Source organism: Streptomyces sp. NPDC097981 (assembly GCF_040302565.1).
GTDB lineage: Bacteria > Actinomycetota > Actinomycetes > Streptomycetales > Streptomycetaceae > Streptomyces.
Window position 1 is genome coordinate 66,212 of record NZ_JBEORW010000038.1, and the last position, 13,179, is coordinate 79,390.

The 13,179-nt window shown below is 68.0% G+C and carries 3 protein-coding genes; 1 reads left to right on the plus strand and 2 read right to left on the minus strand.

From position 1 onward, the window contains the following. Positions 1-145 precede the first annotated feature (145 nt). Positions 146-7,066: an RHS repeat-associated core domain-containing protein gene (locus ABTY04_RS30075; protein ID WP_352216564.1), complete on the minus strand. Its 6,921-nt coding sequence runs from the start codon at positions 7,064-7,066 to the stop codon at positions 146-148. Positions 7,067-7,783: 717 nt separating this feature from the next. On the opposite strand from ABTY04_RS30075, the gene ABTY04_RS30080 reads away from it, so the two are divergent. Continuing rightward, the gene (locus ABTY04_RS30080) at positions 7,784-12,052 is read left to right on the plus strand and encodes a ricin-type beta-trefoil lectin domain protein (RefSeq protein ID WP_352216565.1); all 4,269 of its coding nucleotides are present in this window, start codon (positions 7,784-7,786) and stop codon (positions 12,050-12,052) included. 92 nt (positions 12,053-12,144) lie between these two features. On the opposite strand, the gene ABTY04_RS30085 is transcribed toward ABTY04_RS30080, so the two are convergent. After that, complete coding sequence (locus ABTY04_RS30085) at positions 12,145-12,597, minus strand: hypothetical protein (RefSeq protein ID WP_352216566.1); 453 nt, start codon at positions 12,595-12,597, stop codon at positions 12,145-12,147. Positions 12,598-13,179: the final 582 nt, after the last annotated feature.

Consider the following 13,179-nt stretch of genomic DNA (forward strand, 5'->3'; position numbering starts at 1 on the left):
TCACCCAGCCCTGGACCTGACATCACCATCGTCCAGGGCTTATGCCCTGTTTGCATGCGCTCATGGTCAACCTTGAGGAGGACAGTGACGCCAGCCCTCCCCAACTGATCCATTAGTAGCTCAATATCCACCATCACTACTCCCGTCAATACCCTCGCAACATCGAGGCAATCTCCCCAACATCCATGCTGTGGCCTGCCTTTTTAGGAGTAGCGACCCTGGATATAACACTCCACAGCTCATCCGAGGTTGGCCCGCTGGTGATGCCGTTACGATCCATCAGCTGGGATACCACAGCATGGGCAGTTCGCTTATTTCCATTGTCGAACATGTGGCCACCCGCTATGTCTCGAATCACCACAGCAGACTTCTCCCAGAAGCTACCATAGCGACTTGCGTTGGCCATTATGTTCTCGGGAGATCCGCGCTCAGCGACCATCCCGCCAAAGTCGCGATTCAGCTCCGTTATCTCATCCGGGGAAACGGGATTCTTGAAGCCGCCACCACCGCAATTGTGTACCAGGACCGGCGTGGCCCCGGCCAGCACATAGTACGTGTGGAAGTCGTTGACGGTCAGGTTGTGCGTGGTGATTGCGTAGGGGTAGTTGCGCTTGGTCTGGACCGTCAGGGTGGTGCCGTCGGGGCGGCGGAGTTGCTCGCCCGGGGTGAATTCGCCCGCGTCGACCCACTGGTGGCGGGTCTCGTTCCAGTGCGGGTGGTGGAGGGTGGAGGTGAGCTGGACGGGCGGTGCGCGGGGGTTGGACTCGTCGGTGAGGGTGAGGTCGGTGAAGTCCTTGTCGTCCGGCGTGGTGATGGTGGCCGCCACCTGCTGGGGACGGGTCTCGCCGGTCTGCGGGTCCGTGGCCAGGACGGTGTCACCGACGCGGACGTCCTGGATCTCCTTGGTCGAGCCGTCGGCCATCTGGACTCGGGTGCCGGTGGGGAAGCTGTTGAGCTTGCAAGCCGTACCCGCTTCTACGTCCGCGCCGCCGCTGCTGTGGGATTCGACGGAGTCGGCGCCCGACTCGGCGTTTGATGTCTCCCGGGTGGTTTTCGCCTCCGTGCCCGCGCTGTCGGTGGCGCTTTCCTTGCCGGCTTTCTCGGCCCCGGACTCGACTGCTTTCGCCTCCGCTTCGCGGGCTTCCTTGGCAGCCGTCTTGGCTCGGGTCATGGCGGCTGCCGCGCGCGAGACGCCGCGTTCGGCTTCGTGGACGGCGTCGTAGGCCTTGGTCACCTCCTTGTAGATCTTGAAGGCCTTGATGCCGACCTTGATGGCCTTGGCGAGCTTGCCCCACGGGACGGCGCCCAGGGCCGTGTTGATGCAGGCCATCACGTCGCCCTTGGTGAAGCAGTCGCGGGCGTCGTTGTAGCCGATCAGGTCGCCGATGAGGTCGACGACCTCGCTGATGAGGTGGTCTCGCCTCTGCTTGGCCTTGTGGAGCTGCTTCGTGGCGGTCTCGAAACCGTCCTCGGGATCGGGGGTGCGGGTCGCCTTGTGGTCGGAGAGCGTCTGCGTCTTGATGTAGGAGCTTCCGCCGCACTCCCCCTGCTCGCACTTGTACGCGAGGCCGCTGGGGTCCGACTTGTTGATCGGGTCGTTGTTGGAGTACGCGTACGCGTTCCACTGCTGCGGATCGCCGGGGTCGAGGATCGGGTCGGGGCTGATGAAGCGGCCTGTGGCGGGGTCGTATTCGCGGGCACCCAGCAGGGTGAGGCCGGTGGCCTTCTCCTTGGTGCCGCCGATGAAGCCCTTGTCGCCGGCCCAGCTGCCCGGGGCGGGCTGGGTGCCGCGTTCGTTGCCGAAGGGGTCGGAGGAGCGGCGGACCTGGGCGAGGTCGGTGGCGCTGAACTGGACGCCGCCCGTGCCGTGGTGGTCGGAGCTCTGGTAGCTGAGCGTGGACGTCCCGCCGGTGGTGGTGCGGGTGATGGACAGGCCGCCGGGGGCCGCGTAGGTGCGGGTGTTGGAGACCTTCCCGGTGGCGGTGTCCAGGGTGATCTGGTCGGTGCCGAGGTTGAGCGTGGTGCTGTTCGGGTCACGGCGGATGAGCTGGTTGCCGCCCGTGTCGTACAGGTAGCTGGTGCCGGCGCTCTCACCGGTGCCGGTGATCTTGTCGAGTTTACCCTGGTCGTTCCAGGTCAGGGTCTTGGTTCCGGGCGTGCTGGTGATGGAGGCGGTATTGCCGGCCGCGTCGTACGTGTACGAGGTGGCCTTGGTACCGGACGGGCCGGTTTCCGTGGTGGTCATCAGCGCGTGCGGGCCGCCCGTGCCGCCACCGGTCTTCGGGTCGGTGGAGGGGCTGTTCTGTCGGCCGCCGAAGGTCTGCGTGACCGTGGTGTCCTTGGCCGCGTTGCCGGTGACGTCCTTCTTGACCAGCTTGGTGCGGTTGCCGAGGAGGTCGTACTCGTACTGCTGCCAATACGGAGCGGGGCCGCCCACGCTGGGCTTGCCGGTGCCGTCCACGGCCGGACCGCCGGCGTTGGTGCAGCCGCCGATGCCCGGGACGCTGGGCTGGGGCGCCGTGGTCTGGGTGCCGGTGTCGGTCCAGGCCTGGGTCAGCCGGCCCAGGTAGTCGTGGGTGAAGCACTGCAGGTCGCGCTGCGCACCGTCCTGCGTGTTGCCGACCGAGGTCAGCTGGCCGACCTGGTTGTAGGTGTAGTCGACGACGTCGACGCTGGCCCTCTGAGCAGTCTGCTTGTCGAGAGTGGAGCGGATGGGGCGACCGGTCGCAATGTCGTGGTCCACAGTCGAGACGATCTGCCGACCCGACTCGCCGACGGTGGTCCGTATCGCCCGCCCGTACGGGTCGAAGAGCATGGCCACGACATAGGGAGTCGGGGTCCCCGCGATGTCGCTGTCGAGCGAGGACAGGTTTCCGGACCCGTCCGTGCCGATGTACAGGGTCTCGACGCCGAGCCCTGCCTTGGGGATGGCAGGCAGATCCGACTGGGTCAGCTGACCGTATGCGTCATAGGTGTTCTTGGTCTCGTAGACACCGGCCAGCGCCTTCTCGGCAGCCGGGATCGTGGTTTTGGTGCCGAGGGGGCGGTAGCCGCCGTCGTAGCCGGTGACTTCGGAGACGTAGGCGCTGCCGCCGGCTCCGCCGACGTAGCGCGTGGTCGTGGCGGGTTTGCCCAGGGCCTTGCTGTCATAGGTGAAGCCGCTCACCTGCTTGGCCGGATCGACGGTCTTGCCCTCGTAGGTGGCGAGGGCGCGGCCGAGAAGGTCGGTGACGGTGGTGGCGCTCTTGTTCCTGCCGTCGGTGACGGTGGTGAGGTTCTTGCTGTCGTCGTAGACCGTGGTGCTGGTACCGGAGTCAGGGTCGGTGGTCTTCACCACCCGGCCCAGGAGGTCGTAGGCGAAGGTCCACTCGTTGCCCGCGGAGTCCTTGCGCCGCAGCTCCTGGCCCTGCGTGTTCGTCTCGTACGTCGTCTCGTCGTACGGGCCGGTGGGGGTGTTGCCCTTGTACTGGCGCAGGAGCGAGGTGGTGCCGTTGGTGATGGTCGCGGTCGCATATCCGCCGTTCGGCGGGATGGTGCGCGTCTCATCGGCGCCGGGGTATTCCTTCTTCGAGCGCCACTGCTCGACGCCGTACGACTGGAAGACGGAGGCTGTGGTCCGGCCCAGTCCGTCGAAGACGGAGACGGTCTGGGCGGGAATCTTGCTATCGGGGTTGACTCCGCCGTTGGGCAGGAACAGGGCGCCCGACGGGGTGCCCTCGTCGTTGTAGTACTGGCCACTGGTCTTGACCTGGCGGCCGTGGGAGTCGAAAAGCGCATCGGTGATCAGGCGGCCACGAGGACCTGACTTCGTGTTCGCCTGCGTCTGACGGACGCGTCCGAGGCCGTCGTAGATCGTGTAGCTCGTCGTATAGGTCAACTTGTTGCCCATGAGCGCCTGGCTCAGGACACTGGACGGCGCGTTGATGCCGTTCATCGCGTACGCGTACTTGCGCACGGGCAGGGCGCCGTTCGCCCGCTCCTGGCCCGGCTGCCAGATGGAGGTGACGCGTCCGAAGGAGTCGTACTCGCGTTCGGCGACGTGCTTGTTCTCGTCCGTCGTCTTCAGCGGCAGCGAGCGGCCGATGTCGAGGGTCGTGACCGTCTTCCAGCCGAGCGGGTTGGTGTGGGTGACCTCGGTGGGCAGGGCGCCGGTTGCCGGCTTGTACTCCGTCGTGGTCACCGCTCCGTCGGGGTGGTCGGCGTCCTTGCGGGTCTTGTTGGTGTTGCTCGTGACCCGGCCGTACGCGTCGTACGTCGAGGTGGAGTTGAGGCGGTGGACCGCCTTGCCCGCGTCGTCGTACTTCTCCAGGACCGAGGTGCCGGTCTGGTCCCCGGTGGCGCCGGCCTGTCCGGCGGGCAGGTTGTCGAAGGCGGCCAGGGTGTCGCCGACGGTGTTCGCGGCCGTGGGGGTCTGCCCGCACGCGCCCGAGACGACCAGCGTGCGGGAGGCCAGCTGGGTGAGGGCGCCGCCCGGGCCGGCGGCGTAGTCGAACGTCGTACACAGACGCTGGTCGGGACGGGACAGGTCACTCTTGTCGTCGACCTTGGTCGGGCGCGAGAGGAGGGTGTCGTCGTACTCGGAGGTCCGCTCGCCGATGCGCCAGGTACCGTCTGCCAGCTTCGCGCGGGTGGTGACCTTGGCCGTGTTCTGGGCGCGCGCGGTGATGGCGGGCAGGTCCCCCGACTGGGCGCGGGTCGCGGTGTCCTTCTTGCCGAGCCAGGGGGTGGTGACCTCGTCCGCCACCACGGTTCCGCCGTCGCGGTCGTACGTCTCGGTCTGGCGGACCCGTCCGGACAAGAGGTTCTCGTCCTTGATGGTGCCGCCCTGCGCGTCGGGGACGGTGACGCTGCGCTTGGAGCCGTTGGCGAGGACGTCGCCGTCCATGCCGCGCAGGTACGTGGCCACGCTCTTGGTGCGCGGGGCCTCGGCCGCGTTGCCGGTGCCGGTGCGGGTGGTGACGGTGGCGAAGCCGCGGAACTGGTCCCACGTACGGGTCTTGGGGTCGGCGAACTCCGAGTCGTTGCGGTGCCAGGCGATGCCGCCGCCGTACTCGTAGCCGGTCACGGTGGTGACCTGGCCGGCGACCATGTCCTGCTGGGTGACGGACTGGACGACGATCTTGTTGAACCAGTCGTTGACCGGGTCCGGGTAGGACTGCTTGGGCAGGTACCACTTGACCGGCATGCAGGCCATGGTGTTGCCGTCCTCGGAGGGCGGCATGGTGCCCTTGACCCGGGAGCACTCCGGGGCCTTGTAGACGACGTTGATCAGGCCGCCGGTCTCGGTGGTGATCTTCTGGATGCGGGGACGGTAGTAGCGGGGGGCCGAGGCCTCCGTGCCGTCCGGGCGCTTGACGATGCCGTCGACGCGGTTGGGGATCTGCAGCGGCTCGAACGTCACCGCGGGCAGCGCCTTCTCGGGCTGCCCGTTGGACGCCTTGCGCACGATCGAGTCGAGCCAGAGGATCGGGGAGGTGCCGTCGCCCGGGTCCTGGAACGACTGGTTGAGGACGTACGAGTCGACCCGGCGGTAGTCCGAACCGGCCAGGACCTCGGTGTCGATCTGCTTGATGCGCTTGGAGGAGAAGTAGGTGGGCGACAGGTTCAGGCACTGGCCGGTGGCGGCACATTCCTGGTCGACGGGCGTGTCGGGCCAGGACTTGGCGTTGGCCTTGGTGCGCTGGGCCGGGTCACAGGCAGGGGCACCGTCGGGGAAGCATCGCTCCGTGCTGCGCAGCCACACCTGGGCTGCAGGCTTGGCCGCTCCCTTGGCCGCGATCTGCTCGGGCAGGCGCTGGCCGTAGCCGATCCAGGTGGGGTAGCTGCCGCGCTGGTACTTGGTCGGGGTGCCGGTGCCGTTGTTCTGGCCGCCGCCGCGCCCGTAGTGGTTGTCCTCCTGCTCGTAGCGGTAGGAGATCAGGTTCTGGTGCGGGTCCACGACGTAGTCGAGGTTCCATTCCCAGCCCAGCTGCTGCCACGAGCCGTTGGCGGGGGTCTGCGCGCCGAGGCACTTGTCCTGGCCGCTGTTGAAGTAGACGGGGACCGTGGAGACCGACTTGGCCTCGGGGTCGGTGCCGTCACCGCCGGGGAGGCGGTTGGAGCCGAAGTAGTACTGCGTGCCGTCGGTCGTGGTGACCTTGAAGGCCTCGCCGTTCCAGGCGGCGTTGCGCTGACCGGTCAGGCGCTCGATCTTCGTGCCGTCGTCGCCCTGGAGGCGGTACACGCACGTGGTGTCGTCCCGGACGATTTGTCCGGAGTGGCCCGCCAAGTTCAGCGAGACGATGTCGCCGGCCCAGCACTCGTCGCCCGAGTCCTTGATACCGGCGTCCTTGCACCCCTTGTACGAGCGCGAGATCGCACCGGGGCTCCAGTCCCAGCCCTCGCCGAACCGGCCCGCCTGAGCGTTCGTCGAAGCGGTGCGGCCGTCGACGGAGGACGAGTCGTAGCCGAGCGAGATGCCCGGGCCCGCACCGGCGATGCCGTTGGGCACCTCGACGGTGTAGCCGTAGGTGAAGTTCGCGGCGTTGGCCCCGGCCTGCCAGGAAGCGGACGGCTGCAGCGGGGTGGCCGTGAAGTCGCCGCTCGCACCCTGCGGGCCCGTCTCGACCGCTATCGCCACGTCCCTGGCGGCCAGCATCTGCGGGGCCGACGGCGATGCCGACTTGGCGCCGCCGGGCTCCGTCTTCGGGGCTCGGGTGAAGGCAGCGGGGATCTTGGGTACGTCCACCTCCGCGACCAGGCGCCCGGAGGCGTCCCGGTGCGAGGCGAGGGGCGTACGGGTCGTGCAGCCGGCGGCGCCGGGGGTGGTCAGCGCACAGGTGGGCAGCTGCACCAGCCGGGCGCGGTCGGCCCAGTTGGCACCGCCGGCCTTCGCCCACGCCGATACGTCGAGACCGACCTCGACCTTGCCCGACGGCCCGGCGCCCGTGGCACCGCTCAGGGCGACGAGCGCGCCGCTGACTCCGGCGGCACGGGTTTTCGCGGCGTCCTTCACCTCGACCCGTAACGTGCTGTCCTCGCCGGAATTGCCGCCCGGACCGTCAAGGGCGAGAGAAGACAGATTCACCGAGCGATTCGCGCCATTTACAGGCGCAACCCAGACAGGGAGCTCTCCGGCACGAACTGCTCCGGGCCCGGTGGCACTACGGGCCGCACTCTTGGGATCCAAGACGACGGTCGCTGCACCCGAAGGTAACTTACCGTTCGATTCCGTGGCCCATTTTCGGCCAGGTGGTGGCGCCTTTTTCGCTGAGGGTTTCGCATCCACCCCCTTGACCGGTTTCGCGTCCGGCAGCGGCGTATTGGGCGGAACCCACACCTTGGGCGGCTTATCCGCGGCCTCGACCACAGGAAGGCCCAGGCCGGAGAAGAGTACTGCGAACGCCGCGACGACCGCGACCCGTGATCGCCGAGTGCGCGAGCGCACGGCGAAACCACCTCTGTCGAACAAACGAATCCCCCCACAGGACACAGAAGAGTACGAAGAACGGACCGACAGGGCCCGGAGCAAACGCACTCTACGAAGCATCCGTTCGATTTATCACCGGACGCTCACATTCCCCTCACGTGACTCATGTCACGCACGGCACACCTTGGGAGTTCACCACCCAAACCGGGCGTCGACACGTCATAAGCCGTTGACAAAATTGCAGACGTGAAGGAATCGTGCCGCTGACTTCTGTCCGTCTCACAGCTCAGGGGGGCTCAACACGTGAGGCCGTTATTTCCTGCATTGCGGATACCAAGGCCGGGGGGCCGCAGTGGGCGGGCGCTGCGCGTCTCGATGCTGCCTGTCGCCGGAGCCGCCGCGCTTTCTCTCGGAGCCGGCCTGATCTCGGCTCTGCCCGCCGCCGCCGACGCGGGCACTCGCGGCCATGGACCAGGGCAGACCGCTTGGCCCGCACCGCCGCCCAAACCTGCTCCGAGCGCACAGGAGACGGCCGTCACCAAGGCCCTCGCGCAGGCCAAGAGCAGTGGGAAGCGGGTGGCCATCGCCGATCTGACCACGGCAGGCACACAGACTTTCGCCAATCCGAGCGGCACCCTCACCACCGATGCCACCCCCGTACCGGAACGGCTCAAAGGCGCCGACGGGCAGTGGCGCGCGCTCGATGCCACGCTCCACACCGCCCCGGACGGCGCCGTCGTCCCGGCCGCGGTCTCCTCGAAGCTCAGCTTCTCCGGCGGCGGCCCCGGCCCCATGGTCGCGATGGCCACCGCCGACGGCAGGAAACTGTCCTTCAAGGCTCCTTTCACGCTCCCCAAGCCCACGCTCATCGGGGACAGTGCCCTCTACTCCAACGTCCTGCCGGACGTGGACCTGCGGCTGACCGCCGACCGGCAGGGCGGCTGGAGCCAGGTCCTGACTGTCCGTACCGCACAGGCCGCGGCGAACCCCGCGGTCAGGAAACTTCGGCTGGATGTCGAGGCGGATGGCCTCACGGTCAACAGCGACACCGCCGGCAACCTCGACATCAAGGACGCCCAGGGCAGGACCCGCTTCACCGGCCCCACCTCCTTCATGTGGGACTCGGCGGGCGCCGCACCGGCCCCGGCCGCCACCGCCCGCCTGAGCAAGTCGGCCGGCGCCGACGCCCCGCGATCCGCCCCGGCCGCGGAAGATCCGCCTGCGGCCTCGACCGCGGACGGCCCTGGCGCGGGCGCCGCCGTGAAACCGGTCAGGACGACCGCCGACTCCAAGGGCATCGAACTCGTCCCCGATCCCGAGCTGCTGGGCAAGGGCACCGGCCCCTGGTACATCGACCCGGGCTTCAACCCGGTCCTCGACAACGCCAACCAGGCCTGGGCCCAGGTCCAGGAGGCCTACCCGGACACCAACGAGTTCAACGGCACCGAGTACGGCCAGGACAAGCCGGCCACTGGCTACTGCGGCTACAACGTCGGCAACCCGCCCTGCACCGGAATCGGCCGCACCCGCGCCTACTTCCAGATCGGCATCGACTCCCGGCTGTACAACACCGAGATCGTCAACGCGACGTTCTCCGCGACCGTGATCTCCTCGTCCAGCCCCAGCACCGCCACACCGATGGGCCTGTACTCCACCAACGCCATAGGCAACCCGACCAGCTGGAGCCGGCAGCCCTGCGGCACCGGCTCCACCATGCAGGGCTGCGGCCAGGTCGGACACACCAGCATGTCCGGCACCGGCCAGATCGACTTCAACGTCACGGACCTGGTGAAGAACGCCGCCCGGTACCAGTGGCCCACCATTACCGTCGGCCTCGCCCCCGACGACGAATACAACAAGTACTACCGGCAGCGGTACGAGAACACCCCGCACATCACCGTCGAGTACGACATCACCCCCACCGTCTGGTGGCCCCGCACCCGCCCCACCCCCGGCTTCGCCGGCACCGCCTCGTACGCCGACTGCCGTACGCCCGGCACGGCGAACCCCTGGGACAACCCGGGCTGGGTCGGCGCCAACAACAACATCACCCTCACCACCGCCACGTACTCGGCCACCAAGCGCCAGCTCCAGACGACCTTCCAGTACTGGGACGACGACACCGGCAAGACCGAGTACGCCCAGACCGGCTGGAACGGCGACTACGGGGACGCGACCGTCGACATCGGCACACTGACCGACGGACACCAGTACGGCTGGGCGGCACGCACCACGGACGGCACCCTGACCAGCGCGGCCACGGAATGGTGCTTCCTGCGCGTCGACCGCACGCCGCCCACCGCCGCGGTGACCTCCACCGACTTCCCGGCCTCCGGCACCATCGACGCCCACCCCAAGAAGGCGGGCGAGGAGGGTACCTTCACCCTCACCGGCACCGATCCCGCACCGGCCGGCGGCGGCCGCACCTCCGGCCTGGCCTGCGCGCGCTGGACCACGGACCCGGTCAAGGCCGCGGCCGGCAACTGGAAGTGCACCGACACCGAAACCGGCATCGTCAAGCTCACCGACGGCAAGGCCACCGTCAAGATCACCCCACAGAGCTGGGGTACCAACCACGTCTACCTGCAGACCCAGGACAACGCCGGCAACCTGTCCCAGCCCGTCGCGTACGGCTTCTACGCCCCGTCCAACCCGAACAGCCCCGTCCCGATCTTCGGTGACCTCACCGGCGACAAGAAGGCCGACATCCTCCTGCCCGACTCCGCCGGTGCGCTGCGCCTGGTAGGCGGCGGCGCCGATCCGGCCGCAGCGCCCAAGGCGGGCGTTGTCTCGGCCCCCGGAGGCAACGGCTGGAGCACCACCCAGATCAGCCACCGCGGCAGCCTCGGTTCCAAGACGGTGGACGACTTGTTCGCCCACGGTGTTTCGGACCCGCTGCTTTCGGTGTACCGCAACGATGGCATTTCCGGCCAGTTCGACAGCCAGGACGTCATCACCGTGAACAAGCCGACCGGGTGCGTCACACGGGCCTACGCCGTCCTCGACTGCGCGGTCCACAACTACGGCTCCGACTGGTCCAAGGTCACCCAGATTGCCGCCTTCGGCTCCATCACGGGTGACTCCGGCACCGACCCGAACGTCCTGCCGCGGACCTCTCTGCTGTTCGTCGAGAACGGACGGCTGTGGCTGGCTGTCGCCGGAACCACCAACAAGCTCGGCTCCCAGGCAGTCCTTCTCTCGTCCAACGACAGCCGCTGGGACGGCTACGAGCTGATCACACCCGGCCGCGCCCAGGGAACCAACCTCCCCACCCTTTGGGCCCGGTCCAAGACCGACGGCACACTGCACGCCTTCACCGTGAAGGGCACCGCGCAGTCACCCGACCTGTCGGACTTCTCCGACCCTGCCGCAGGCCTGATCTCCGGAAAGGTCGAACCGAAGGCCTATCCGCGGGTCGGTTCCAACGGCGACCTGGATGGGGACGGCATCCCCGACCTGTGGGCTGTCGACACCAATCAGCAGCTCGTGGCCTTCAAGGGCGTCGGCACCGTGACTGACGGCACGACCCCCGCCTATCCGACCGTGACCGGTATCGGCACGGCCTCCGTCGCACTGGGCAACCTCAGCATGCCGACCGCGCAGTGGAAGCTGACCGGGCAGGACGGCTCCACCACCCCGGATGCGGTCGGCGCCAACCCCGCCGCCACGGTCGGTGTCACTTTCTCGCCCGACAGCATCGGTGGCCGCACCACCGGTTACGCGGCGTTCAAGGGCTCGGAATCGCAGGCGACCATCACAGCCGCCCGTTCGGCCGTCGACACCAGGAACAGCTTCACCATCAGCACCTGGGCAAAGCCTGGCCTCAAGGGAAACCTCATCGCCAGCCAGGACGGCAATCGGACCAGCTCCTTCATCCTGTACGCCGACTCCTCGCACTGGCGCTTCGCCTTGGCCCATGCCGATGCCGACGGATGGCCGTTCGACTTCACCAACACCATGAATGACGCGGCCCGGTTCACTCCGGACACGTGGACCCGCCTGACAGCCGTCTACAACGCGGACACCGGCCTCATGAGCCTCTACGTCGACGGCGTCCTCGCCGGCAGCGGCCAGCACCGGGCCTCCACAAGCCCGGCCCCCAGCGGCCCCCTCGTTCTCGGCCGGTACAAGGCCAACGGAGTCAACCAGGAAAGCCTCACCGGCGGGATCAGCAACTTCGCCGTCTACCCCTACGCCGCCACCCCCACCGCCCCGGACGCTTCCAGCCCCATCACCCTGACAACCTCGGCCGCGAACTGCGTCGACAACGACTTCAACCGCTCCGACGAAGGCAACAAGATCCAGATCGCCGCCTGCAACGGCAGCGACGCCCAGAAGTTCCAGATCCGAGGCGACGGGACCATCCGCACCAGCGGCAAGTGCCTCAACGCGGCGAACGCCGGCACCGCGAACACGACGGTCATCGAACTCCGCACCTGCGACAGCTTCGCCCCGAGCCAACGGTTCCTTCCCCGAGCCGACGGCAGCATCTACAACCTGGTCTCCGGCCGCTGCGTCGACCTCGGCAACTTCGACACCCGTCCCGGAACCCCGCTCTGGCTGTTCGACTGCAACAGCAGCCCCGCCCAGCGCTGGACCATCCCCACCCTCGGCACAGCCCCTCTCCCTGTCCCCGCCCCGTAGCAGGGACCACCGGAACCCACGCAGCGGCCGCCTTCCCGAAGCCGGGAGGGCGGCCGCTGCCTCGTTTCACCACGAGTTCAGGAAAACGGAACCTAACCGCAGTCACCGAGGATCGGCCCGGACGCGTCGGGGTTGTACGTGGCCCACAGCATGAACAGCTCCAACAGAATCGCCAGGACGTTGAGCACGGCGCAGACGAAGGCCAAGAGCCCGGGCCAGGTGTCCCAGAGCCGCAGGCCCCAGCGGCGGCGGGTCCACCGGGCGAGGAGTACGCAGACGGCCATGGCCGACAGGCCGAGGACCGGTCCCGACCATGCGACGACGTACTCCATCTTCGGGAACGGCATGTGCCGACAGGCCGCCTGCTGCCGGTGTACCCAGTCCATGTCGATGTCCTCGACGCGCAGCGAGGTGACCGCACCGAGAACGGCCACGACCGGAACGAGCAGCGCCGTGACCACCATGCCGGGCGTGACCGTGCGGTCCTGCGCGCCGCCGGACAGCGTGGCGGAAGAGGAGCTCTCCGTCTTGATGTCGGTGTCCATGAAATCCCCCACGACTAGTTCGACGGACACCCTAACCCCGGCCATATGCGCAGTCTCGTCAGCGACCGGTGGGCCCCGACTTTTGTCCGCGGACAAAAGTCGGGGTCGGTTCACGGCCCTCGTGAAAGGCTGGGCGGCATGGGCGCCGAGTTGGACGATCAGGCTGCAAGGGAGTTCTTGGCATCGATCCGCGTCGGTCACCTCCGCCACGGGACAGCGGCAGAGGTCACAAGATCGCGAGGGGTTGTGGTGACCCTGGCCGGTTTCCCCGCGCGCCCGCTCGGGATGGTCGGGCCCTTGGAGGTGTCCTAGCGGCCATACCCGGCCAGGGCTCTGCAGGCCGGCCAGAAGATCACGGCCGAGGTGACCTCCGTCGATCTGGAGGACTGCATCGCCTGGTTGTCGATGGCCTCCGCCGAGAACCCGGAACTCTGGGCGTTCCTGAAACCGTTCCTAATCAGTGAGCAGGAGTGGGTCTTGGCCCCACTCCTGGTCGCTGCGGGCATCCCGAACGGTTTTGGATGTCCTGGTCGCCCGCGTTCGCTCCGCGTCCGGTGACACGCCTCGTGTGCGTGGTCCGGG

Bases quoted from the DNA above. Each gene is read 5' to 3' on its own strand.
- ABTY04_RS30080 (WP_352216565.1), top strand. From the start codon at position 7,784: ATGCTGCCTGTCGCCGGAGCCGCCGCGCTTTCTCTCGGAGCCGGCCTG.
- ABTY04_RS30085 (WP_352216566.1), bottom strand. From the start codon at position 12,597: ATGGACACCGACATCAAGACGGAGAGCTCCTCTTCCGCCACGCTGTCC.